Annotated in this window: 23 protein-coding genes; 12 read left to right on the forward strand and 11 right to left on the reverse strand. The window is 34.8% G+C overall.

The features are described 5' to 3' along the window. Positions 1-2: 2 nt before the first annotated feature. Positions 3-1793 (reverse strand): 1-deoxy-D-xylulose-5-phosphate synthase, encoded by a 1791-nt coding sequence (locus FDM27_RS06550; protein ID WP_140485662.1) that lies wholly within the window; start codon positions 1791-1793, stop codon positions 3-5. Positions 1794-1831: 38 nt separating this feature from the next. Between FDM27_RS06550 and FDM27_RS06555 the strand changes: the two genes are divergently transcribed. Further along, positions 1832-2275 carry a nucleoside deaminase gene (locus FDM27_RS06555; protein ID WP_140485663.1) on the forward strand — a complete coding sequence of 148 codons (444 nt, stop codon included), beginning with the start codon at positions 1832-1834 and terminating at the stop codon, positions 2273-2275. Between the two features lie 2 nt (positions 2276-2277). On the opposite strand, the gene FDM27_RS06560 is transcribed toward FDM27_RS06555, so the two are convergent. After that, a complete protein-coding gene (locus FDM27_RS06560; RefSeq protein WP_140485664.1) occupies positions 2278-3111 on the reverse strand; it encodes an AraC family transcriptional regulator in 834 nt (277 codons plus the stop codon). A 129-nt stretch (positions 3112-3240) separates the two neighbouring features. Here FDM27_RS06560 and FDM27_RS06565 point away from each other — a divergent pair, with 129 nt between their 5' ends. Beyond that, complete coding sequence (locus tag FDM27_RS06565; protein WP_071186236.1) at positions 3241-4407, forward strand: MFS transporter; 1167 nt, start codon at positions 3241-3243, stop codon at positions 4405-4407. 110 nt (positions 4408-4517) lie between these two features. Here FDM27_RS06565 and FDM27_RS06570 read toward each other — a convergent pair whose 3' ends face one another. After that, positions 4518-6062 carry a ribonuclease E/G gene (locus FDM27_RS06570; protein ID WP_140485665.1) on the reverse strand — a complete coding sequence of 515 codons (1545 nt, stop codon included), beginning with the start codon at positions 6060-6062 and terminating at the stop codon, positions 4518-4520. A 390-nt stretch (positions 6063-6452) separates the two neighbouring features. Next, entirely contained in the window at positions 6453-6743 is a 291-nt protein-coding gene (locus FDM27_RS06575) for an HU family DNA-binding protein (RefSeq protein WP_007805026.1), read from the reverse strand. 134 nt (positions 6744-6877) lie between these two features. On the opposite strand from FDM27_RS06575, the gene mutY reads away from it, so the two are divergent. The 5 genes from mutY to FDM27_RS06600 are packed head-to-tail and all read left to right on the forward strand — an operon-like array spanning position 6878 to position 11215. Beyond that, the gene (mutY, locus tag FDM27_RS06580; protein ID WP_140485715.1) at positions 6878-7942 is read left to right on the forward strand and encodes an A/G-specific adenine glycosylase; all 1065 of its coding nucleotides are present in this window, start codon (positions 6878-6880) and stop codon (positions 7940-7942) included. A 56-nt stretch (positions 7943-7998) separates the two neighbouring features. Further along, complete coding sequence (locus tag FDM27_RS06585; protein WP_071184677.1) at positions 7999-8439, forward strand: single-stranded DNA-binding protein; 441 nt, start codon at positions 7999-8001, stop codon at positions 8437-8439. A 23-nt stretch (positions 8440-8462) separates the two neighbouring features. Then, the gene (locus FDM27_RS06590) at positions 8463-9761 is read left to right on the forward strand and encodes a gliding motility-associated protein GldE (protein ID WP_071184678.1); all 1299 of its coding nucleotides are present in this window, start codon (positions 8463-8465) and stop codon (positions 9759-9761) included. Beyond that, positions 9754-10347 carry a gliding motility lipoprotein GldD gene (gene gldD / locus FDM27_RS06595; RefSeq protein WP_140485666.1) on the forward strand — a complete coding sequence of 198 codons (594 nt, stop codon included), beginning with the start codon at positions 9754-9756 and terminating at the stop codon, positions 10345-10347. The genes FDM27_RS06590 and gldD overlap by 8 nt, the downstream gene beginning before the upstream one ends. Before the next feature lies 1 nt (position 10348). Beyond that, positions 10349-11215, forward strand: coding sequence for a DMT family transporter (locus FDM27_RS06600; RefSeq protein ID WP_140485667.1), 867 nt, complete (start codon positions 10349-10351; stop codon positions 11213-11215). A gap of 73 nt (positions 11216-11288) precedes the next feature. Here FDM27_RS06600 and FDM27_RS06605 read toward each other — a convergent pair whose 3' ends face one another. Together FDM27_RS06605 and FDM27_RS06610 are read right to left on the reverse strand one after the other, a co-directional pair. Next, entirely contained in the window at positions 11289-12701 is a 1413-nt protein-coding gene (locus FDM27_RS06605) for a M16 family metallopeptidase (protein WP_255510496.1), read from the reverse strand. A 13-nt stretch (positions 12702-12714) separates the two neighbouring features. Next, positions 12715-14040, reverse strand: coding sequence for a M16 family metallopeptidase (locus FDM27_RS06610; RefSeq protein WP_071184681.1), 1326 nt, complete (start codon positions 14038-14040; stop codon positions 12715-12717). A 243-nt stretch (positions 14041-14283) separates the two neighbouring features. On the opposite strand from FDM27_RS06610, the gene rplU reads away from it, so the two are divergent. Continuing rightward, complete coding sequence (gene rplU, locus FDM27_RS06615; protein WP_071184682.1) at positions 14284-14706, forward strand: 50S ribosomal protein L21; 423 nt, start codon at positions 14284-14286, stop codon at positions 14704-14706. Between the two features lie 24 nt (positions 14707-14730). Next, positions 14731-14997, forward strand: coding sequence for a 50S ribosomal protein L27 (gene rpmA / locus FDM27_RS06620; RefSeq protein ID WP_026712573.1), 267 nt, complete (start codon positions 14731-14733; stop codon positions 14995-14997). Positions 14998-15383: 386 nt separating this feature from the next. On the opposite strand, the gene FDM27_RS06625 is transcribed toward rpmA, so the two are convergent. Beyond that, the gene (locus FDM27_RS06625) at positions 15384-18200 is read right to left on the reverse strand and encodes an outer membrane beta-barrel protein (RefSeq protein ID WP_140485668.1); all 2817 of its coding nucleotides are present in this window, start codon (positions 18198-18200) and stop codon (positions 15384-15386) included. 174 nt (positions 18201-18374) lie between these two features. Further along, positions 18375-19691: an adenosylhomocysteinase gene (ahcY, locus tag FDM27_RS06630; protein WP_071184684.1), complete on the reverse strand. Its 1317-nt coding sequence runs from the start codon at positions 19689-19691 to the stop codon at positions 18375-18377. Between the two features lie 232 nt (positions 19692-19923). On the opposite strand from ahcY, the gene FDM27_RS06635 reads away from it, so the two are divergent. Beyond that, positions 19924-20556 (forward strand): 4'-phosphopantetheinyl transferase family protein, encoded by a 633-nt coding sequence (locus FDM27_RS06635; protein WP_140485669.1) that lies wholly within the window; start codon positions 19924-19926, stop codon positions 20554-20556. Between the two features lie 192 nt (positions 20557-20748). Here the strand turns inward: FDM27_RS06635 and FDM27_RS06640 are convergent, their stop codons facing one another. From FDM27_RS06640 to FDM27_RS06650, 3 genes are all read right to left on the reverse strand, one after another. Then, a complete protein-coding gene (locus FDM27_RS06640) occupies positions 20749-21165 on the reverse strand; it encodes a group III truncated hemoglobin (RefSeq protein WP_140485670.1) in 417 nt (138 codons plus the stop codon). Between the two features lies 1 nt (position 21166). Beyond that, on the reverse strand, positions 21167-21448 hold the full coding sequence (locus FDM27_RS06645; RefSeq protein WP_140485671.1) for a hypothetical protein: 282 nt from the start codon (positions 21446-21448) through the stop codon (positions 21167-21169). A gap of 80 nt (positions 21449-21528) precedes the next feature. Continuing rightward, the gene (locus tag FDM27_RS06650) at positions 21529-22125 is read right to left on the reverse strand and encodes a Crp/Fnr family transcriptional regulator (protein ID WP_140485672.1); all 597 of its coding nucleotides are present in this window, start codon (positions 22123-22125) and stop codon (positions 21529-21531) included. A 94-nt stretch (positions 22126-22219) separates the two neighbouring features. Here FDM27_RS06650 and FDM27_RS06655 point away from each other — a divergent pair, with 94 nt between their 5' ends. Continuing rightward, positions 22220-22957 carry a geranylgeranylglyceryl/heptaprenylglyceryl phosphate synthase gene (locus tag FDM27_RS06655; protein WP_140485673.1) on the forward strand — a complete coding sequence of 246 codons (738 nt, stop codon included), beginning with the start codon at positions 22220-22222 and terminating at the stop codon, positions 22955-22957. After that, entirely contained in the window at positions 22954-23601 is a 648-nt protein-coding gene (gene pnuC / locus FDM27_RS06660) for a nicotinamide riboside transporter PnuC (protein WP_140485674.1), read from the forward strand. Before FDM27_RS06655 ends, pnuC begins: the two co-directional genes overlap by 4 nt. The last annotated feature ends 12 nt before the right edge of the window (positions 23602-23613 follow it).

Consider the following 23613-nt stretch of genomic DNA (forward strand, 5'->3'; position numbering starts at 1 on the left):
AATTACTTGTTTATATAACTTCGAAAAAGTGATTTTAGTGTATTAACATCAATTCCGCAAAGTTGTTGTAGCTGATTTATAGTTCCTTGCTCAATAAATTTATCCGAAATTCCTAGTGTTTTAATATTGGAATGATAATTATTTTGGGCAGCAAACTCTAAAATAGCAGTTCCAAATCCTCCAATAATTGTGCCATCTTCAATTGTAATGATGTTTTTGTGTTTTTTAAAAATTTCATCTAACAGGTTTTTGTCCAATGGTTTAACAAAAGGGAAGTCATAATGTGCAATTGTATCCGGATTTTCAATTTCGTTTAAGGCTAAACTAACATTGTTTCCGATTGTTCCATTAGATAAAACCGCTACTCTGGTTCCGTTTTTGATACAATTTGCTTTGCCGATTTCTATTTTTTGATAATGACCAAAATGTTCTTTTTTCCAATTAGGAATATTGCCGCGACCACGTGGATATCGGATAGCAATTGGGGATTCAAGTCCTAGTTGAGCAGTATATAGAATGTTTTGTAGCGCAATTTCATTTGCAGGAGCATAAATTATAAGGTTAGGAATGCAGCGCAAATAAGCAATATCGAAAACGCCGTGATGTGTGGCTCCGTCTTCGCCAACGAGTCCGGCTCTATCGAGGCAGAAAATAACTGGCAAGTTTTGTATGGCTACATCATGAATGACTTGGTCGTAAGCTCTTTGTAAAAAAGTAGAGTAGATATTGCAATATACAATCATTCCTTGAGTTGCCATTCCAGCAGCTAAGGTTACCGCATGTTGTTCGGCAATTCCCACATCAAAAGCGCGTTCCGGTAAGGCGTCCATCATGAATTTCAATGAACTTCCCGTAGGCATGGCAGGTGTGATTCCTACTATTTTTTCATTTTTTTGAGCCAAATCCAATACGGTCAGTCCAAAAACATCCTGATATTTTGGAGGTAAATTTTCTTCTGATTTTGGGATGATTTCGCCTGTTGAAGCATCAAATTTCCCTGGAGCATGATATTGCACCTGGTTTTCTTCGGCTTGTTGTAATCCTTTGCCTTTAGTGGTGATTACATGCAGGAATTTAGGCCCTTTTATTTTTTGCAAACGCTTTAGTTCTTTGATAACAGCAAAAATGTCGTTGCCGTCTATAGGTCCCGAATAATTAAAATTCAGGGATTTAATCATATTATTTTGCCTCGGGTTTTTGCCTTCTTTTACTGCGGTAAGGTATTTTTTTAAGGCACCTACGCTAGGGTCAATCCCGATAGCATTATCATTTAGAATAACTAATAAATTAGCATTGGTCACTCCGGCATGGTTTAATCCTTCAAAAGCCATTCCTGAAGCTATTGAAGCATCGCCAATTACTGCAATATGTTGTTTGTTGAAATCACCATTTAAATTGGATGCAATCGCCATTCCCAAAGCTGCCGAAATGGAAGTAGAGGAGTGGCCTACGCCAAAAGCATCATAGATACTCTCGCTTCTTTTTGGGAAACCAGAAATTCCGTTGAGTTGGCGGTTAGTATGGAAAATTTCTCTGCGACCCGTCAGGATTTTATGTCCGTAAGCCTGATGACCAACATCCCAGATTAATGCATCATCGGGCGTGTTGAATACATAATGTAAAGCAATGGTTAATTCGACAACACCTAAACTAGCACCCAAATGTCCTTCTTTTACCGAAACAATATCGATAATAAAATCACGTAATTCCTGTGCTACTTGAGGAAGTTGGGCTTCGTCAAGCAGGCGTAAATCGGTTGGATTGTTTATGTTTAAAAGCAAATTTTCCGGCATGACGCAAATGTACGAATTGAATGCTGTATTTTTGCAGCATGGAAAATATTTTCACCGATGACTATTTTATGAAGAAAGCTTTGCAGGAGGCCGAAATGGCTTTCGAAAAAGGCGAAATTCCTGTGGGTGCAGTTGTTGTTGTCAACAACACCGTTATTGCCCGCAGTCATAATCTAACCGAAATGCTGAATGATGTCACCGCTCATGCCGAAATGCAATCCATAACAGCAGCGGCTAATTATTTAGGCGGAAAATACCTGAAAGATTGTACTTTGTATGTGACTTTAGAGCCTTGCCAAATGTGCGCTGGTGCTTTGTATTGGAGCCAAATTTCAAAAGTGGTTTTTGGGGCAAGTGATGAGCAACGCGGATTTATGACAATGGGAACTAAACTACATCCTAAAACCACTGTTGTTTCAGGAGTAATGGCAGATGAAGCGGCTGAACTGATGAAGCGGTTTTTTGCTTCGAGGAGGAAATAGTTTTATAGTTTCTTAACGGCACTTGGTTTTAAATTCCTTTGTTTCTTGAAATAATTTGAAAGATGACTCTCATCAGTGAAGCCAAATTCATAAGCAATTTGTTTCATGGATAGTTGCTTGTTCAGAATCCTTTTTTCTATTAACTGGGTTCTTAGTTTGTTGCAATATTCCCGATAACTTATTGAAAAATTGCGCTTGAAATAGGTTCCAAAATAACTCTGGGAGATATTAAAATGTTCTGCAATGGTTTTAATCTGAACCAGTTTTGGTTTGTAAATATTCTGATGGATATAGGAAATAATCTGGTCGTTGTCTATTCCTGAGCCGGTGATTTTTATATTCTGTTGTTGTAAACTTTCTTTTATCAGTCCGAAGATGGATAAGATTTGGTAAAAGGCAATTGGCGAAGTAGAAATATTGGCTTTGCTATTGTAAGCTCTGATATTGTCAATAGTGTTTTTTAATATGCTGGCGCAAGTTGGATCCAGTTTCAGTACATTTTCTTTAAGTGATTTGTCGCGCATGAAATTCTCGGGAGTGTTGAGCAGGAATTCATCGCAAGCCAGTTTTTTATTCGAATTAAAATAGGTGTCGGTAAATTTTATAAAGAAAAACCGGGTTGTCTTTTTAATGTCAAAATAGTGTTCGTCATCAGTGGAAAGCACAAACAAATCCCCTGATTTATATGGGAGCAGGTTTTTGTTTAATTGATGAATCCCGCTCCCTTTGATGATGTAAATAATCTCGTAATAGGTGTGACTGTGTCTGGGAAGATGATATTGGTCTTCCTCAAATTCATCAATCACTAAGGTGTCAAATTGATTTAATTTTTTCATAGCCTAAATTTGCAAGTTTATATTGTAAAATTACAATTTCTTTGTGGTAGTTATCAATAAATTTGCAAAGTAAATAAGCATTGCTGTTTCAATGACACAATGTTAGTTAATAATCTCTTTTATAATAAAATGAAAAAAAGTTTGCTTTCACTCGCTTTGGGTGGTTTGACGATAGGAATTACCGAATTTGTGATGATGGGGATATTGCCAGATATTGCTAAAAATTTGAATATTAGCATACCAGTTGCGGGACATTTAATTTCGGCCTATGCGCTTGGAGTAGTTATTGGTGCGCCTTTGTTAGTGATTATCACGCGAAATTATCCGCCTAAAAAAACACTATTGATTCTGGCGAGTATGATTACTGCTTTTAATTCACTTTCAATTATTGCACCTAATTATGAGTTTTTGTTTGCTGTTCGATTACTTTCCGGATTGCCGCATGGTGCTTTTTTTGGAGTGGGAGCAGTAGTAGCCAGTCGCCTTGCTGATAAAGGAAAAGAAGCTCAAGCCATATCGGTCATGTTTGCGGGTTTAACTATTGCTAATCTTTTGGGTGTTCCTTTAGGGACTTATATCGGGCATCATTTTTCATGGCGTTATACTTTTATCATTATCGCCATTGTTGGAACTCTAACGGTTTGTTCACTTTATTTTTGGATGCCAAATATTGAGGCTAAAGCCAGAGAAGGTATGAAAACGCAGTTGTTGTTTTTTAAGAAAGCCGAAGCCTGGCTGGTTATTTTAATTACCGCTATTGGTGCAGGAGGTTTGTTTTGCTGGATTAGTTACATTGCTCCGTTATTAACGGATATTTCAGGCTTTGATGCTAGTGATGTGCCCTATATTATGATGTTGGCTGGCTTGGGAATGGTTTTAGGAAATTTTATTGGCGGAAAATTAGCCGATCGCTACTCAGCCGAAAAGACGATTATCGTATTGCTTTCGGTTATGGCAGTTGACTTGATGTTGGTGTTTTTCTTTTCGTCCAATCCTTATGTGAGTTTAGCATTGGTTTTTTCTACTGGTTGTATTGCTTTTGCTGTGGCTGCGCCAATTCAAACTTTGATGATACAAACTGCGGTAGGTGCCGAAATGATTGCTTCGGCAGCGATACAAGCTGCTTTTAATACAGGAAATGCTTTAGGGGCTTTCCTTGGTGGATTGCCTTTAATTGCCGGATTTAGTTATGCTTCGCCAAATTTAGTTGGTATCACAATGTCGATTCTGGGAGTGCTTTTTACGGTAGTCTTTTTACAAAGAAAAAGACGTGTTTTAAAGTTGCAAAGGATTTAATTTTTTAGCACAAAGGCACAAAGTTTAAAAACGCAAAGAGCACTAAGAAATTTGTCGATATAATAAGACACAAAAAAACCGTTCCGATAGCTATCGGAACGGTTTTTTGTTTAGTCTTTTATAGCATTTCCTTTGTTGTCAAAGAAATGATATTCTAAATACGTGTAAGCGTCACGTGGTATAATTTTCACCCATTTTTTATGTTCAAGGAACCATTTTGAACGTAATGATGGAAAACCTTTGCTGAGGTAAGCAGCCACAAACGGATGTACATTAAGTACTACTTTTTTGTGGGTTTTTAAAATTCTTTCCAGGTCGGAGTTGATTTTATCAATGATTAGTATTGGTGCTTCGATTTCACCATTTTCATTGTTTGGATCTTCTTCTCTGGTTTTAATATTTCTTTCTGGTCTTACTCTTTGTCTGGTAATTTGGACTAATCCAAATTTACTAGGAGGTAAGATTTTGTGTTTTGCTTTATCGTCGCTCATTTCTTCCCTCAGGAAGTCGAACAAGACTTTGCGATTTTCGGGATTAGACATATCGATAAAATCCACTACTATGATACCACCCATATCGCGCAAACGCAATTGTCTGGCTATTTCGGCTGCGGCAATCATATTGACTTCCATTGCTGTGTCTTCCTGGTTAGTTGCTTTATTCGAACGGTTTCCGCTGTTCACATCAATAACGTGTAGAGCTTCAGTGTGTTCGATAATAAGATAAGCGCCTTTACTCATGGAAACGGTTTTCCCAAAAGAAGTTTTGATTTGTCTCTCTATATTGTATTTCTCGAAGATTGGCGTGTCGTTTGATTGATAAAACTTCACAATAGATTGTTTGGATGGAGCAATTTCTTGCAAGTAATCCTTTGTTTGGTTGTACAACTCTTCATCATCTATTTGGATACTGGTAAAGGTATCGTTGAAAACGTCTCTTAGTATTGAGGAAGCTCGGTTGAGTTCGCCTAATACTTTTGAGGGATGATGAGCAGTTGGTAATTTCTTACACATTGCAGTCCATCTGCTAAGCAGGTTCTGCAAATCTTTTTCTAATTCGGCTGTATTTTTGCCTTCGGCTACTGTGCGAACAATAACACCAAATCCTTTTGGTTTGATGGATTGTACAAGTTTTTTTAGTCGGTCTTTTTCTTTTTTGTCTTCTATTTTTTGAGAAATAGAAACACGGTCAGAGAAAGGAACTAAAACAATAAAACGTCCGGCAAGAGAAAGCTCAGCGCTAATTCTTGGTCCTTTAGTAGATATTGGTTCTTTTACAACTTGTACTAAGATAGATTGATTGGCGTTTATTACATCAGTAATGGTCCCATCTTTGTCTATCTCTTTTTCAAACTGAAAGTTTTTTAGGGAGAAATCTTTTATTTTACCTGCGCTTACAAGTTTTATGAATTTCAGTTGGGAAGTTAGATTAGGACCTAGGTCGTGATAATGTAAAAAGGCATCTTTTTCGAAGCCTACATTTACAAAAGCAGCATTGAGTCCGGCAACAGGTTTTCTGATTTTGGCAATAAAAATATCGCCTACCTGAAAGTTGCTTGTCTCTTCTTCTTTGTGTAATTCAATTAGTTTTCCATCTTTTAATAAGGCAAAATCTACTGAATCAGAACTAGATCGAATGATTAATTCTTTATTCATTTGTAAATTTTTATCTGTTTTTTAGAAAATAGAACATAGAGAGAAGAGTAAAGACTTTGAAAGTCTAAAGTCTAAAATCTAAGATCTAAAATCTTATTTACAGATGGATTAAACAATATTTTTGAACAGGTATTAACCCGGGGAGATTTTAGATTTCTGAATTTTGATTCTTGATTTTAGATTTTTTAAATCTGCAATCTTAAATCGGTAATCTACAATCTTAAATCTCAATTTCAATGAACGTTTAAAAAGAAAAAAGTAGTTCTAGACTACTTTTTCTTTTTGTGACGGTTAGCTCTCGCTCTTTTTTTACGTTTGTGCGTAGCTACCTTATGTCTTTTTCTTTTTTTACCACTTGGCATAATCTTTTAGATTTTATGATTAATAATATTATTTTGCTTCGTTATTTGTTTTTACTCCTTCTACAAAAACTTTTGCAGGTTTGAAAGCTGGAATGTTGTGTGCAGGTATTTTAATTGTAGTGTTTTTAGAGATATTTCTACCTGTTTTCTCTGCTCTTGTCTTTACGATAAAGCTACCAAAACCTCTTAAATATACATTATCTCCAGTTTCTAATGAAGTTTTTACTTCTTCCATAAAAGTCTCTACTGTTGCTTGCACATCACCTTTTTCAAGACCTAATTTTTCTGAAATTTTCGCTACGATATCTGCTTTCGTCATTTTCTTTCCTTATTTATTATTTTGTAATAATTTTTTTGAGTGTGCAAATATATGAATTTAAAAAACAATTATTCAAGCTAATTCATTAAATTTTAATTACATAAACTTTTACTTTTGTCAACAAATATTTAATGATGATTTTTCATAACTTTCTAATAAAGTGGTATTTAGAAAACAAGCGCGATTTGCCTTGGAGAAATACTACCAATCCTTATCATATTTGGCTCTCAGAAATCATGCTTCAACAGACGCGAGTTGCTCAGGGAATGCCTTATTTTTTTTCTTTCATGGAGGCTTTTCCAACGGTTTTTGACCTGGCAAATGCCGATGAAGAAAAGGTATTAAAATTATGGCAGGGTTTGGGGTATTATTCCCGTGCCCGTAATTTGCATAAAACCGCTCAATATATAGCAACTGAACTTAATGGTGTTTTTCCGGATAACTATAAGGACTTATTGCAATTAAAAGGAGTAGGTGAATATACTGCGGCTGCAATTGCTTCTTTTTCCTATAATGAAGCTGTGCCGGTTGTGGATGGAAACGTGTTCAGGGTGCTTTCCCGTTATTTTGATGTAGAAACCGATATTGCCCAGACTTCGGCCAAAAAAGAATTTGCTGCTTTGGCTTTCGAATTAATGCCAAAAGACACCCGAGGCGGAGCCGAACTGAGCGAAGCTAATCCAACCATTTTTAATCAGGCCATAATGGAGTTTGGTGCGCTGCAATGCGTTCCTAAAAATCCGGATTGTGGGAATTGTGTTTTTAATGATAGTTGTGCAGCATTGCAAAAAAAGAAAGTTGATCAATTGCCTGTGAAATCAAAGAAGTTGAAAGTGCGAAACAGATACTTTAATTATTTGATGCTTTCGGATGCCGAGGAGAATACTTTAATTCAGAAACGAACGGCAAAAGGGATTTGGCATAACTTATATGAGTTTCCTTTGATTGAAACTTTGCAGGAAGAAGATTTTGAGTTTGTATCGAATGCTGTTCAGCAAGAATCGTTTTTTACTAATCCTATTATAAGTATGCAAGCGTGCAATGAGAAAAGTATTGTTCATAAACTATCGCACCAGCATTTACATATTAAATTTTGGAAACTAAATGTGAAAGGAGTGGTCGAAAATGGGATTACTAAAGAGCAGTTAAGGCAATATCCTTTTCCAATTGTGATTCATAATTTTATTGAATCGGAATAGAATTGCAGTGCAAAAAAATGTATCTTTGGGATAGATACCATAATATAAATATGACTATGAACGGAACACTAAATAAGGTAATGCTAATAGGTCATTTGGGTGACGATGTTAAGTTGCACTATTTTGAGGCGGGCAATTGTATCGGAAGATTTCAGTTGGCAACAAATGAGGTGTATATTAATAAGACTACCAATGAGAAAATTGTTTCGACTGAATGGCATAATTTAGTGGTGCGTAATAAAGCGGCTGAAATATGTGAAAAATATTTGTCAAAAGGAGATAAAATTTATGTGGAGGGAAGAATTAAATCCCGTCAGTGGCAGGCAGAAGATGGTTCTATGAAGCATACTACTGAAATTCAGGTGACCGAATTTACTTTTTTAACAACTAAAAAAGATACTGAGGGCAATAAGCAAAATCAGGGTTCGGAATCCACAAAAAACACTAATTTTGACACGCCAAATAAAGGTTTGCCTATCAACGACTTGCCTTTTTGATTGTTTAACTAATCTTTTTTAATTTGGACCCAGAGCCCAGTTTGAATTTCGTTTATACAGTAGATTTAGATCTATTGTTCGGTTTTGCCGGAATATTTGTATTGCTGTTTTGTTCAGCAGTAGTTTCGGGAGCCGAAGTAGCCTTGTTTTCGCTGTCGCAAAAAGATATTGATGATACGCTTCAGGAAAATCTTTCGACAGGAAAAATTCTTTCCGAGCTTTTGCAAAGGCCTAAAAAACTATTAGCAACGCTTCTAGTAGCTAATAACTTCATTAATATAGGAGTTGTTATTCTGTTCTCTTTTATTGGTTCCGATTTGTTTGCGGCAGTTACTTCGCCTGTATTGAAATTTATTTTTGAAGTTATCGTTGTGACTTTCTTATTGTTGCTTTTTGGAGAGGTGATGCCTAAAGTGTATGCCAGTAGAAATAATGTTAAGTTTGCTAAAAGTATCGCTTATCCTATCTCGATTTTGGATAGATTGCTTTCTCCAATTAGTATTCCTATGCGCGGGGCAACGGTTTATTTGCATAATAAATTAGGGAAGCAAAAGACTAATTTTTCGGTTGACCAATTGTCTCAGGCCTTAGAATTGACTTCAACTGATGAGACTTCGACTGATGAACAAAAAATATTGGAAGGAATCGTGTCTTTTGGTAATACCGATACCAGGCAGGTAATGAGTCCTAGAATTGATATTTTTGCTTTGGAAATTACAGCTTCTTTCAGCGAAATATATGCTAAGATTTTAGAAAAAGGCTATTCGAGAATTCCGGTATATCGGGATAATATTGATCAGATTGAAGGGGTTTTGTTTATCAAAGATTTGTTGCCTCATATTGATAAGGAGCAATTTGACTGGACAACTTTGATAAGAGAACCGTTTTTTGTGCCTGAGAATAAAAAGCTCGATAATTTATTAAAGGATTTTCAGTCCATGAAAAGTCATCTTGCTATTGTGGTGGATGAGTACGGTGGGACATCGGGTTTAGTTTCTCTCGAAGATGTAATCGAAGAAATAGTAGGGGATATTAGTGATGAATTTGATGATGAGGATATTAATTTCTCTCAAATTGATGATAGAAATTATCTTTTTGAAGGGAAAATTAATTTGAAGGATTTCTATCGAATTGTTGATGTAAACGAAGAGATATTCGAAGAAAATAAAGGAGAGGCGGAAACCTTGGCGGGGTTTATTTTAGAAATCTCAGGTAATTTTCCAGTCAAAGGACAAAAAATTACTTTTGAAAATTGCCTGTTTACTATTGAGGTTGTAGATAAAAAACGTATCAAACAGATAAAAGTTACCATTGATGTTTAATTTAAAATGTGCCATTAAAAAACATAATTATAATACTGCGGTTTTTGTAATTGGTGTTTTGGGTTTGTTGTTGTTTTCAGGTTGTAAAGATGAAGTGTTGCCTAAGCCATCGGGTTATTTGCGATTGGATTATCCTGTGGCTGAATATGCGCATTTTGAAAATCAATGCCCGTTTACTTTTGAAATGAATTCTAAAGCAATCATAAAAGGCGAAAAAGACTGTGGTTTTACGATTTCTTATCCTAAGATGAAAGCAACAATTTATCTGACTTATAAACCGGTAAATAATGATATTAATAAATTATTGCGTGATGCTCAAAAACTGACTTTTGAGCACGTAATAAAAGCAAATGATATTTTGGAACAACCCTATTTGAATCAACAAAAGAAAGTTTACGGCATGTTTTATCGGGTAAATGGAAATGCTGCAACTAACTCACAGTTTTATGCTACCGACAGTACAAAGCATTTTTTAACGGCTTCAGTTTATTTTTATGCCAAACCTAATTTTGATTCGATTATGCCCGCGGCCAGTTATATCAAAAATGATATGCAGCGTTTGATGGAAACGCTGGAGTGGAAATAATATGGAATCCAAACAACTAAAATGGTTTTATTTGCTGGTTCTTTCCTTAATTTGGGGTAGTTCATTTATCCTAATAAAAAAAGGACTGTTGGGATTATCAGCCATTCAGGTAGGTTCGTTACGAATTATTTTTGCTTCTTTTTTTCTGTTGCTAATCGGGTTTAAAAGTCTAATGCTTATTCCGAAGTTAAAGTGGAAATACATTGCTATTACGGCTCTTTTCGGAACTTTTTTTCCTGCTTTTTTGTTTGCGATTGCTCAAACGGAATTAGATAGTTCGGTAACTTCGATTCTAAATTCTTTGACGCCATTGAATACATTGGCAATAGGAGTGTTGTTTTTTGGGATCGATTTTCAACGAAAACAACTTTGGGGTTTGTTAATTGGGCTTTTAGGGAGTTTACTTTTGGTTTATAACGGTGCTCAAAATAATCCGGAACAAAACTATTATTATGCTTTGTTGATTATTATGGCTTCGTTTAGTTATGCTACCAATGTTAATTTGATAAAAAGACATTTGTCTGACGTAAGTCCTGTAAGTATAACGACCGGGAATTTTGTGGTGCTTTTAATTCCGGCAATACTTATTTTGCTTTTTTCAGGTTTCCCGGAACAAATTCACTTGGAGAAAACACAAAAAGCTGCTTGTTTTATAATGATTCTGGGTGTTTTAGGAACTGGAATTGCTAATATTCTTTTCTTTAAATTAATACAAATTGCTTCTCCTGTTTTTGCTGCATCAGTAACTTATTTGATTCCTGTTATAGCACTGTTTTGGGGATTATTGGATAATGAAATACTAACGCCCGTTCAGTTTTTTGGCGCTTTTGTTATTTTAATCGGTGTTTATTTGAGTGCGAAGAAGTGAGGGGTTATGAGTTAAGAATTAAATGATGTTGAATAGTAACGTCTAGTTCTTAACTCATAACATTTTCTACTATTTAGAATTGAGGTTTTCCTACAGGATTTCCGTATTTGTCAAAATAAGAAATAGGAATGTTGAGTTTTTCTAATCCGGGAATAACTTCTTTGGCTTTACCTACAATAATTATTCGCGAATTGTCTATTAAAAAATATTTGTTTGCGGCAGCTAATACATCTTCTTTAGTGACTGCGTTAATGGTTTTGATGTAGTTTTCATAAAAATCATCAGCTAAGTCTTCTGTTTTTGTGTTCAAAGCGTATCTGGCAACCGATTCCGGTTTTTCGGCTTTCATTACAAATCGGCCAATGTAACCTGCTTTTGCATTGTTAAGCTGCTCGGTAGTTACTTTTTCGGTTCTTATTTTTTTGATTTCTTTGATAAATTCTACAACGGCACTATCAGTTACATTGTTTTTTACTGCCGATGCCGATCTGATATTGGTTACATATTTCCCGGCTCCAATATTAGTGCTGGCACCATAAGTCCAGCCATGAGCTTCTCTTAAATTCATGTTTAGGTAGCTGTTGAAACCTCCTCCCAGAATGTAACTGGCAATTACCGCAGGGAAAAAATCTTTGTGGTTCATTCTTAAATTGTAGGTGTTTACAACTGAGATTTCTGATTGAACGGCATTAGGAACATCGATAAAATTAATTTGAGTTGTTGGTACGTTTACTGGGTCAGGATAGATGCTTTTAGAGATGTCTGTTTTTTTCCAGGAACCAAAAAGTTCTTCGATTATCGGTTTGATTTCGTTGTATTTAATATCTCCAACAATTGCTAAATAAGCGTTTTGAGGGGCGAAATTGTTGTTGTAGTTTTTGATGACATCTTCCAGGGTGATATTGGATAAACTTTCTTCGGTGATGAATTCGCCTGAAGGATGATTTTTTCCAAAAGAAAGCGCATTAACCATTCTGCTGGCAATGGCCGAAACACTTTTTTCCTGAGAGCGTAAGCTTTCTATTAGTTTGGCTTTTTCTTTATCAAGTTCTTCCTGAGTGAAATTAGGGTCTAAAGCGCCATAGGCTAAAAGTTCTAAGGTGCGTTTTGAGAATTTAGAAAGCGAGCTGGCATGGGCACTGCTGGAGCTGAAATCTATTGTGGCTCCCATAAAATCGATTTCTTCGTTAAAGTCTTCTTTGGATATTTTAGTACTGCCATTTCCTATCAGGTTGCTGCATAATTCATCAACTCCTTTTTTGTTTCCTTCGGCAAATGGTGGATTGTCAATAGTAAGGTTGTAAGTGACCTTAGGGAGTTTGTGGTTTTCAACAATCATTACAGTGAGTCCGTTAGCTAAGGTAAAACTTTGTGGTTTTTTGATATTGACAACTGGTGGTTTTCCGGCTATGGGTTGTTTGCGTTCTTGTGCTTGCATGATTGCTGAGACTAGTATTAGAATGAGTAATATACTTGATTTTTTCATGTTTCGAAATAGCTTAGTTTTCGTTTTTTTCAGGGCTAGGAATGTAATCCAATATTAATCGCTGGTTTGGATTTAGGTATTTTTGGGCAACGGCTCTAATTTCTTCTCTGGTAATAGAGTGGTAAATGTCAATATCGGTATTGATAAGATTTACATCGCCATAAAGCAGGTAATATTTGGCTAAATTTTCGGCAATTCCTTCTACACTTGAGTTTTGATTTACATATTGATTCTCAAATTGGTTCAGTAGTTTTTGATAATCTTTTTCAGAAATTAATTCGGTTTGAATTTTTACAATTTCTTCGTCAATTTCTCTAAGTAAATCTTCGTTGGTGAAGTTTGTCATTGGTAAGCCGTATAATATGTACATGCCATAATCTTCCTGGTTAAAACCTACGGCGCCAATTTGCAGTGCTTTTTTCTTGTCATCTACAATTTTTTTGTAAAGTTTAGAACTTTTTCCATCGCTCAGATAAGAAGAAATAAAATCCAAAATGCGTGCATCTCTGGTTTTCATTGACGGAGTTCGGTAAGCAGCAACCAGCATCGGGATTTGGATATTTGGGTCGATGTGAGTTGCTTTGATAGTTTCGGTTATAGGTTTTTCGATAAAAGTTTCTCGTTTTATTTCATCTCCTTTTTTAATTGGTCCAAAATATTTTTGAATCCATTCTTTCGCTTGTCCTTGTTCGAAATCGCCTGCTACAACTAAAACAGCGTTGTTTGGCACATAGAATTTTTCGTTAAAAGCTTTAAAGTCTTCCAGTTTTGCGGAATTCAAATGTTCTGTAGAGCCTATAGTTGTCCAGCGGTAAGGATGATTGGTGAATAAATTTTCTTTAACAGCTTCAATTATTTTGCCGTAAGGCTGGTTATCATAGCGCGAATTTTTCTCTTCCTTAATTACTCCTTTTTGGGTGTCAACCCCAATTTGGTTAATTACAGGGTGCATTAATCTCTCGGATTCCATCCAAAGCGCCAGTTCTAAATTGTTAGAAGGGAAAACTTCGTAATAATAGGTTCGGTCGTCTGAAGTGTTAGCGTTGTTTACACCGCCGTTTGCCGTAACAATATTAAACCATTCGCCTCTTTTGATGTTTTGGGTTCCTTCGAATAATAAGTGTTCAAAAAAATGGGCAAAACCTGTTTTGTTTGGGTTTTCGTCTTTAGAGCCTACATGATACATTACCGAAGTAATAACTACAGGAGCGCTGTTGTCCTGGTGTAAGATAACGTGCATGCCATTGTTTAAATCGTACTCTTCGAAAGTTATTTTTTGGGCTGTGGCGACACCGCCAAATAAAAGTGCAGTACTAATTGCCATTATTGTTTTTTTCATATAAGATTAGTAAAAAATAAGGTTGCAATACTTAATAGGTAATATTGTTAATCCAAAAATACTTTTTTTTAGTATTGATTTGGTAATCGAACTTTTTTTAACAAAAATATAAGTTATAATTGGGTTTCTAAAGTATTGAAAATAAAGTAAAAATGAGAAGAAATATTTTTTTAAATTTAGTGATTGCGTGGTAAAAAAATAATTGTATATTTGCATCCTTAAAAATCAATAAATCAATTTGGTATGTATGCAATCGTAGAGATAGCAGGGCAACAATTTAAAGTAAGCAAAGACTTAAAGGTTTATGTTCACCGTTTAGCTAGCGAAGAAGGATCAAAAGTTTCTTTTGATAAAGTTCTTTTGTTAGACGATAATGGGAATGTAACTTTGGGCGCCCCAGCTATAGAAGGTGCTTCAGTAGAAGCTAAAGTGTTACAACACTTAAAAGGAGACAAGGTTATCGTTTTCAAAAAGAAAAGAAGAAAAGGATACAAAAAGAGAAATGGTCACAGACAATATCTTACTCAAATTGTAATTGAAGGTATTACTGCAGCAGGTGCTAAGAAAGCAGCTTCTAAAAAAGCAGCAGTTGAAGCAACTACAGAAGAAGTTGAAGCTCCAAAGAAAAAGGTAGCTAAAGCTAAAAAAGAAGATACTCAAGAGTAATAACAATATTAAAACTAAAACATCATGGCTCACAAGAAAGGTGTCGGTAGTTCTAAGAATGGTAGAGAATCAGAATCGAAACGTTTAGGTGTTAAGATTTTTGGAGGACAAGCTGCTATCGCAGGGAACATCATCGTAAGACAAAGAGGTTCAAAACACAATCCAGGTGAAAATGTTTACATTAGTAAAGATCACACACTACATGCAAAAGTAGATGGAATTGTTAAGTTCCAAAAGAAAAGAGATAATAAATCATATGTTTCAATCCTTCCATTCGAAGTAGAAGCTTAATTGATTTTCTCAATTTATTTAAAAACCTGTTAGCTTATCTAACAGGTTTTTTTGTGTTTAAAAAAGTGTGATGGATATTTTAGGATACAGATTGATTGCTTAATAAAGTTTGAAATAATTATGTAATCGGCTTTAGCCAAAATGGTATTTTACATTTGGCTAAAGCTGAATCTGTATTTTCGTAAAATAGGGCTAAAGTCCTATTCTATTCATCTTTTCTATTGAGTAATTATCAAATATAAATCGCTATAATATTCTATGAGAATTAGAATAATTAAAATGGTAAATTGATTTGGTCTGTGCTTTTTTGTTTAAATAACAAATCCCCTTACTTTTAAGAAGTAAGGGGATTTGTTGGTTAAAATTGAATTAATAATTGCGTTTGATTAATCCATAGGGCCTCCAGGTCGGCCGCCGCCAAAACCTTCCGGGCGTTCCCCTCCTCTGTCCATACCTTCCATGTTTCGGTTTCTTCTTCCCGGAGGATTTTTCATCCCTGAGAAATTCTGGATTTTATAGGTAAGAGAAAACATAGCATAACGTCTTAGAACAGTATTTTCGCTATCGGTAATTGCCGAAGAGGATATGTTTCGGGTAATGCTTTGGTTTTGGTTTAAAACATCGTATATTTTTACTTTGGCTACAAATGCTTTGTCTAAGAAAGTATAAGATAAGCTGGTATTCCACAAGTAGAATTCCTGATTGATAGAATTGTAAGTGTATCCAAAATCATTCCCCCAAATCCAATTAGTTGGCCAGTAACTTGTGGTTTGAAGATTCAGTCGGTGTACTACATTGGATCTGGAATTAAGTGTACTAAGTTCGTATTGCGTTTCATTGTATGAGAAATTATAAGAAGGCGCAATAGTAAAAAACTGACCATAATCGTAATTAAGGTAAATTCTTGGCGATATTCCCGTTGATTTTGCACCATACAATATGTTGTTAGTAAATTCTTTTGAATAGGAATAACTGGTGTTTAAAGCTAGTCCATAGCGTAATAAATTTTCTTCTTTTTTGATGGATTTATTCCAGCTACCTCCCCCTGAAAAAGAGTAAATACCGGATATGTTTTCATAACTGGTTCTTCTGATGTTGTTCTCATCAAAGTTTGAAGTTGCAATTATGTCATTGTTGTAATAGTTAGCTCTAAAGTACAGGTTGTATCCTGATCGGGTGCGGAAATCAAAATTTCTATAGTTAATATTAGCACTATGTGCTTCGGTAGGATTCAAATTTGGATTTCCCGTAATGGTATTTAAAGTGTTCGATACGTTTTGTATAGGAAGCAATTGAGAGGCTGATGGCAGAGACTGATTATAGTTGTATCTAACAGTGAAAAATTTAGATCGGTCGGCTCGGTATCTAATTTGAGCACTACTGTTAGGTAAAATGTATTTTCTTCTCAAATCGATTATTTCTCCCAGATAGTCTGAATAGTTGTCGTATTGTATGATATTGGTAGAAGAATTAAGGTCGAAAGTAAATTTGTTTTTTTCAAATCGAATTCCGGCTTTTGGTGTGATGCTTCTTTGTTTAGAAGTAATGTAAGTGGTTTGTTCGTCATTCAGATTAGTAAAGATTTTATCAGTCTCTGTTCCGGTATTGTCAAAGGTTTTATTGTCGTTAATGGAATTTTGGAAATTGTATTCCATACCTATTCTAAAACGAATCGAATCGGTTACGGGTTCTGTAAATTCAATTTCGGCTGAATACGAATCATTAATCCCTTTGTTTCGGGTGTTTTGGTCTCTAAAAATAGTGTCGTTTTCCTGACTACGAAATGTTTTTGAATACACTAAACCATTAGAATTGGAACTGTTGTTGTTGTTGTTAAATACAAAGCTTAAATTTCGGGCTTTTTTCTCGAAGGATTTGTTGAAGTTGATTGAGTTGCTAAAGCTGTTGGATTCGTTTTTATTAGTTGATTCTGATGTAAAAGCATTCGTTACTATGTCATCTGTTGTATTGATACTTCTTCTGTTTGAATCTGAAAAATTTTCTGAAATAGAAGAGTTGAATCTTGGGGAGACAAATAATCGCATCGTAGGCGATATTTTGTATTCCAATTCTACGTTGGCTTTGTTAGTTGTGTTCCTGTTTTCTGTTTTAGAATCAGATGTAGTGTCGTAAAAATTTCCGTCAGGTCTTAATTCAACTGATTTTGATGAGCTAACATTTTCTGTTTTTCTATCAGAATAATCGTAGCTGGCAGTAGTTTGAAAATCTTTAAATAATTCGTCAGAATAGTTTATTCCTAATAAATTAGATGTTGTAATACCATTGGCTTGCCCTCTGTTAATTGTAGAACCCTGGTTGTTTCGGCCTCCACCCATATTATCAAAAACTTCATCCATGGAGAATCCGGGAGCGTTGATATTGTTAGAAGATCCTAATAAGCTTATTTTTCTGTTATTGTTAAAAAAGTTTACGATAAAACTGGATTCGTAACGGTCGTCAGTGCCGTATCCGCCAAGGAATTTACCAAAATAACCTTTGTTTTTATCTTCGTCAATTGTCAGGTTAATGCTGGCGTTATCAGATGCTGCCTGGTCTTTAGAATATTCTTCTTTTTTAGTTTTAAAATCAGAAACCTGAACTTTATTGATAATTTCAGCAGGAAGGTTTTTTAAGGCCATGGCACCATCACGGTCAAAAAATGGTTTTCCGTTTACTAATACCTGAGTCACTTCTTTACCATTAGCGGTAATTTTTCCATCACTATCCACTTCCATTCCCGGAAGTTGTTTTAATAATGTTTCCACATTAGCGTCCGGACGAACTTTGAATAAGTTAGCTTTGAATTCAATAGTGTCATTTTTAATTCGGATTGGAGGATCTTCTCCTTTTATGGTGACTTCCTTAAGTGTGTTTACTGATTCGGCAAGGTAAATGTTGTTGAAATCTTTGTTGGTATTGATTTCTTTTTGCTCTTCGGCAAAGGTTTCAAATCCTACATAGGTTACTTTTAAAAATACGGGTTTTTCATTTTTTTTAACTGCAAAATTGAAATTTCCGTTTTTGTCTGTTAAGGTGTATTCCAAAATAGTAGAATCTTTAACAGTACTGATATACACAGTAGCCGATTCCAAAGGAAGTTGGTTGTTAATGTTTAGAACTTTTCCTTTTAAGATATAATTGCTTTGCGCAGTTGCATAAAAAGAAAAAGCAAAAAAGAACAGTAATGATAAGTATTTACTCATGATAATTTGGTTAAACTTAACATAAGATGTTAATTAAACGAAAAGGTTTAATCAAGAAGTGTGAAATTTATATTTATTTTTTTTAAAAGTAGGTTGCGTTTAAACAAAAAACCCTCACATTGCTGCAAGGGTTCTAAATCTGAAATCATAAATCGCTAATCAGCAATCTAAAATCTAGTATCTGTAATATTCCGGTTTGAAAGGACCTTTTACATCAACACCAATGTAAGCAGCTTGATCTTCGCGAAGAACTTCCAATTCAACTCCTAATTTAGCTAAGTGCAAAGCAGCAACTTTTTCATCTAAATGTTTAGGTAACATGTAAACGTCATTGTTGTAAGCAGCGCTGTTATTCCATAATTCGATTTGAGCCAAAGTTTGGTTTGTAAATGAGTTAGACATTACAAAACTTGGGTGACCTGTAGCACAACCGAGGTTTACTAAACGACCTTCAGCCAAAATGATGATGTCATTACCGTTGATAGTATATTTGTCAACCTGAGGTTTGATTTCGATTTTAGAAGCACCGTGGTTTTTGTTTAACCAAGCCATATCAATTTCGTTATCAAAATGTCCGATGTTACAAACAACAGTTTTGTCTTTCATTTGCTCGAAGTGACGACCAAGAACAATATCTTTATTTCCTGTAGTGGTAATGATGATATCAGCATTAGCAATTACAGTATCTAATTTTTTAACTTCATAACCGTCCATTGCAGCTTGTAAAGCACAAATTGGGTCAATTTCAGTAACAGTTACAATAGAACCAGCACCTCTGAAAGAAGCAGCAGTTCCTTTTCCAACATCACCATATCCGCAAACGATAACTCTTTTCCCAGCTAACATTAAGTCAGTTGCACGACGTACGGCATCTACAGCAGATTCTTTACAACCATATTTGTTATCAAATTTAGATTTAGTAACAGAGTCATTAATGTTAATTGCAGGCATTGGTAAAGTTCCGGCTTTTACTCTTTCGTAAAGTCTGTGAACTCCTGTTGTAGTTTCTTCAGACAATCCTTTGATTCCAGGAACTAATTCAGGGTAACGATCGATAACCATATTAGTTAAATCTCCACCGTCATCAAGAATCATGTTCAATGGTTTTCTGTCTTCGCCAAAGAATAAAGTTTGCTCAATACACCAGTCAAATTCTTCTTCATTAAGACCTTTCCATGCATAAACTGAAATTCCGGCAGCAGCAATTGCAGCAGCAGCCTGATCCTGAGTAGAGAAAATGTTACAAGAAGACCAGGTAACTTCAGCACCAAGAGCAATTAAAGTTTCAATTAAAACTGCAGTCTGGATCGTCATGTGTAAACATCCTGCAATACGAGCACCTTTAAGCGGTTGTTCGTCTTTATATTCAGCGCGAAGTGCCATTAAACCTGGCATTTCAGCTTCAGCTAGTTCAATTTCTTTTCTTCCCCAAGCCGCTAGAGAAATGTCTTTTACTTTGAAAGCCACATATGGCGTAGTCGTTGTACTCATTTATAGTATATTTGTATTGTAAAATTTTTGCAAATTTACGTAATAACTTATTATTTAAAAAGCATTCGGGGACATTTATGATTTGTTTAAGTTCCTAATCGAAAGTATTTTAGATTGTAGATTAACGATTTAGGATTTTTGATTTATGAAAACCAAGCAAAATGGATTTCTTAAATCTAGTTGTAACCCAAATTTGAAATCTGAAGTCTGAAATCTGAAATCCAGAATCTTTATGCCTTTATTTAAAAAAATACAATTTAATTCCGTAACCGCTATCTACGTTTGGAAGATTGCCGAACCCTTAGAACAATTATTTGAAGAAGTAAGTCTCAATCCTAAATGTCAATCTCGAATTGAAGGAATGAAATCTGAATTGCATCAACGTGGTTTTCTAAGTGTACGCAAACTTTTGAATGAAGCGGGTTACACTGATTTTGACTTGTATTACGACGAATTTGGAAAACCACATCTTCATGATAGAAGGCATATTTCAATAACCCATTCTTATGAATTTTCGTCAATAATTATTAGTGATGAAACGGTAGGGATTGATATTGAATTGCAAAGAGAGAAAATTATACGTATTGCCGATAAATTTTGTGATGCCGAATTTCAATATCTGAATCGTGAAAAAACGGAGGAATACGTTAAAAAGCTAACGGTGATTTGGGGAGCCAAAGAAGCGATTTTTAAAATCCGCAACGAAAAAGGAATCAGCTTTAAGGATCATATTGCAGTTGATGATTTTGATTTAAATCAAACCCAAACCACGGCAAGTCTTAATTTTAATGGAGTCCATAAAGAATTCAATGTCTATTTTGAAGAAATAGAACATTTTACTTTAGTGTATGTTTTGGAGAAATAGGCTATTTAAACGCAATTTTTTTCCGCAAAGAGTCCTAAAGAGAAGCACAAAGCTGAGCAAAGATTTTTAAAAAGCAGTTTAAATATGCTTAAATCTGTATTATCTGCGTGCTATTTTAACCGTAAAGAGCATAATGGTTTTTCGCAAAGAGAAACAAAAGTAGTAAGTAGTGCAAAGATAAATTTATAAGATTTATTGAATTTCTTTAATCTGTGTTTCTATATTTTTCGTTCTGTTTTTAAACATATTCAAATAAAGAAAACTACCCATTTTTCGGGCTCTGCGTTTTAGGATTTCCACATTTTCTCCTTCAAAAAGAGTATCTAAGGTTTGAAACCAATAGTTAAGCCAAATCCCAAATTCATTTGCGTTGATTTGACCGTTAAAATGCTTGTCCACTTTATTGTGAACTTCAATTGGATTGCCTTTAAATTTTCGAATACCAAATAAATTGGTTTCCCAAAAATCAGTCAGTTTTTCTAAATGAGAATCCCAGTCAGGAATCAGTTCGTTAAAATAAAAGCCGATTTCGGCATCGGCTCTTATCTTATCATAAAAGGTGTGAACCAAAAGGCTAACATCGGTTCTGTTCTCGATGTCTTTTTTCATTTTATAAAAGGTTTATAACAATAAAAAAGATACTTGAAACAGCACTTAAAAGTACACAGTTAAAAATAAATTTATGTGTCATTTGAGCCAGAATAGAGGTGTTGGCAATAATGCTGATAAACACAATAATGGCCAGTTGTATCATTTGGATTAATGAGGTGCCATTAGCTAAAATACTCATGGCAGCTGCACCGCCTAAACAGCTTTGTACCAGAATGCTCAAAGTGGCCGATCCGATAAAGTTTTGATGGAATCTTTCGAAGGTAGTGTTGTAAAGTGTCATAATAATTTGTTTTAATACCACAAATTTACAACGACACTACAGCAGCATTTTATGACTTAAATCATATGAAATACTATTTTTTAGCGATATACTTTTCGGTTAATTATTTTTAAATCGCCTTTTTTTTCCAGGGATTTTATAGCCCGTATAACGGTTTCGACTCTTAAACCAGTTAAATCTCCTATTTGTTGTCGGGTGAAATTGATTAGAAAACCGGCTTCTTCTTTTTTAAAATTCAATTGTTCGATTGAATAATCAATTAGTCGCAGTACGCGGTGCTCCGGATCCTGAGACGAAATCTCGGCAGCCATAACCGATTTGTAATAGAGTCTTTGTGATAGATTTTTGATGATGTTCAAGCTGATTTCGGAATTGTTTTTTAGTAATTCAAAGAATTTATCTTTTGTAATTATAATCAATTCGGAGTCTGTTACAGCAACAGCATTCGCCGGATAAACCTGATCGATAAATAAAGGTGGTTCACCAAAACACTGGTTTTTATAGAAAATTCCCTGAATGAATTCTTTGCCCTCATCATTGTAATTGTTCATCTTTACTTCGCCCGAAATGATTTGGTAATAATGCGTTGGCTGTTTGCCTTCTTCAAAAATAGTATAGCCGCTTTTGTAGTTTTTTACAATGCCGTTGTATTTTTCGAGCAATTCAATTGCAATCATGATGAAATGAATTTTGGATTTTTAAAGGGTTAACAAATATAATTCTTTCGAAATGGTTTTCTGTACTCTAAAAACTTTTTACTTTTACCTTCTCATGGAAAAAGCATCAATTTACAACGATATACAAATTGCTAAGGCAAATAACCGGAAATTATTGGCCATTCTTCTGGATCCGGATAAAGTGGTTTGGGATACATTGGCAAATTTGATTTACAAGATTAATCAATCTCCCGCAACTCATGTTTTTATTGGCGGAAGCCTTGTTGAAAGTACAATTTTAGACGATTTGATTGTCAGAATTAAACAGAATTGTATTTTACCAATAGTTCTTTTTCCGGGCGATCCTTCTCAAATTTCGAATCATGCCGACGGAATTTTGTTTTTATCTTTATTGTCCGGACGAAATCCTGATTATTTAATAGGACATCAGGTGAATGCAGCACCGATTTTAAAACAAACACAACTTGAAATTTTATCTACCGGTTATATTTTAATCGAAAGTGGGAGTGAAACGGCTGTTGAAAGGGTGAGTAAAACCAAACCTTTAGAAAGAGACAATCTTGATTTGGTTTTATCAACTGCTCAGGCAGGAGAAATGTTAGGCAGTAAATTAATTTATTTGGAAGCGGGAAGTGGTGCTCAAGAGGCAGTTCCGCAAGAAATGATTCGGTTAGTTGCTCAAAATATTGAAATTCCATTAATTGTTGGAGGCGGAATTGTAGATGGACAAGGGATTCAAAAAGCGTATGAATCGGGAGCTGATTTGGTTGTGATAGGAACGGCTTTTGAAAAAGACGCTGATTTTTTTAATACTCAAAAAAAAAGTAAATGATAGATTTCTTTTTTGCTCAATATGCTGATTATCCCACATCGGAAATTGTGTTGGAATTAATAGGAGTGTTTTTTGGATTAGCGAGTGTTTGGTTTGCCAAAAAAGATAATATTTGGGTTTTTCCAACAGGATTAGTCAATACTTCTATATATGCTTATTTACTTTGGAAATGGGAATTGTTAGGCGATTCGATGATTAATGTATATTATTTTGTAATGAGCCTTTACGGTTGGTACCATTGGACCAGAAAAAAAGGAGAAGTTGAAGAATTTCCGGTTGCTGTTGCTACAAAAAAAGAACATAAAATTGCGGCATTGATTTTCGTTATAACTTTGGTTTTTGTGTTTTTGGTCTATCAGTATTTTGATAAATTTACTTCTTGGTATAATTATGTAGATACCTTGTTAACAGCACAGTTTTTTGTTGGAATGTGGTTGATGGCGAAACGAAAAATTGAAAATTGGATTTTTTGGATTGTAGGAGATTTCATTTCGATACCTTTGTATTTTTTTAAGGGTTATACCTTTACGAGTTTGCAATATTTAATTTTTACAATTCTTGCCATATATGGTTATTTGGAATGGAAGAAAATTTTGAGTAACCAGCGTAAGGAAACCAATGAAAGAGTAGTTTTAGAGTCGTAATTTTAGAATATT

Source organism: Flavobacterium sp. GSA192 (assembly GCF_006386525.1).
Taxonomy (GTDB): Bacteria; Bacteroidota; Bacteroidia; order Flavobacteriales; family Flavobacteriaceae; genus Flavobacterium; species Flavobacterium commune.

Bases quoted from the DNA above. Each gene is read 5' to 3' on its own strand.
- FDM27_RS06560 (WP_140485664.1), bottom strand. From the start codon at position 3,111: ATGAAAAAATTAAATCAATTTGACACCTTAGTGATTGATGAATTTGAG.
- ahcY (WP_071184684.1), bottom strand. From the start codon at position 19,691: ATGAGTACAACGACTACGCCATATGTGGCTTTCAAAGTAAAAGACATT.
- FDM27_RS06605 (WP_255510496.1), bottom strand. From the start codon at position 12,701: ATGAAAAAATCAAGTATATTACTCATTCTAATACTAGTCTCAGCAATC.
- FDM27_RS06650 (WP_140485672.1), bottom strand. From the start codon at position 22,125: ATGATTGCAATTGAATTGCTCGAAAAATACAACGGCATTGTAAAAAAC.
- FDM27_RS06625 (WP_140485668.1), bottom strand. From the start codon at position 18,200: ATGAGTAAATACTTATCATTACTGTTCTTTTTTGCTTTTTCTTTTTAT.
- rpmA (WP_026712573.1), top strand. From the start codon at position 14,731: ATGGCTCACAAGAAAGGTGTCGGTAGTTCTAAGAATGGTAGAGAATCA.
- gldD (WP_140485666.1), top strand. From the start codon at position 9,754: ATGTTTAATTTAAAATGTGCCATTAAAAAACATAATTATAATACTGCG.
- FDM27_RS06640 (WP_140485670.1), bottom strand. From the start codon at position 21,165: ATGAAAAAAGACATCGAGAACAGAACCGATGTTAGCCTTTTGGTTCAC.
- FDM27_RS06575 (WP_007805026.1), bottom strand. From the start codon at position 6,743: ATGACGAAAGCAGATATCGTAGCGAAAATTTCAGAAAAATTAGGTCTT.
- FDM27_RS06550 (WP_140485662.1), bottom strand. From the start codon at position 1,793: ATGCCGGAAAATTTGCTTTTAAACATAAACAATCCAACCGATTTACGC.
- rplU (WP_071184682.1), top strand. From the start codon at position 14,284: ATGTATGCAATCGTAGAGATAGCAGGGCAACAATTTAAAGTAAGCAAA.
- FDM27_RS06565 (WP_071186236.1), top strand. From the start codon at position 3,241: ATGAAAAAAAGTTTGCTTTCACTCGCTTTGGGTGGTTTGACGATAGGA.
- FDM27_RS06555 (WP_140485663.1), top strand. From the start codon at position 1,832: ATGGAAAATATTTTCACCGATGACTATTTTATGAAGAAAGCTTTGCAG.
- FDM27_RS06610 (WP_071184681.1), bottom strand. From the start codon at position 14,040: ATGAAAAAAACAATAATGGCAATTAGTACTGCACTTTTATTTGGCGGT.
- FDM27_RS06600 (WP_140485667.1), top strand. From the start codon at position 10,349: ATGGAATCCAAACAACTAAAATGGTTTTATTTGCTGGTTCTTTCCTTA.
- FDM27_RS06585 (WP_071184677.1), top strand. From the start codon at position 7,999: ATGAACGGAACACTAAATAAGGTAATGCTAATAGGTCATTTGGGTGAC.
- FDM27_RS06645 (WP_140485671.1), bottom strand. From the start codon at position 21,448: ATGACACTTTACAACACTACCTTCGAAAGATTCCATCAAAACTTTATC.
- FDM27_RS06570 (WP_140485665.1), bottom strand. From the start codon at position 6,062: ATGAATAAAGAATTAATCATTCGATCTAGTTCTGATTCAGTAGATTTT.
- mutY (WP_140485715.1), top strand. From the start codon at position 6,878: ATGATTTTTCATAACTTTCTAATAAAGTGGTATTTAGAAAACAAGCGC.
- pnuC (WP_140485674.1), top strand. From the start codon at position 22,954: ATGATAGATTTCTTTTTTGCTCAATATGCTGATTATCCCACATCGGAA.
- FDM27_RS06655 (WP_140485673.1), top strand. From the start codon at position 22,220: ATGGAAAAAGCATCAATTTACAACGATATACAAATTGCTAAGGCAAAT.
- FDM27_RS06635 (WP_140485669.1), top strand. From the start codon at position 19,924: ATGCCTTTATTTAAAAAAATACAATTTAATTCCGTAACCGCTATCTAC.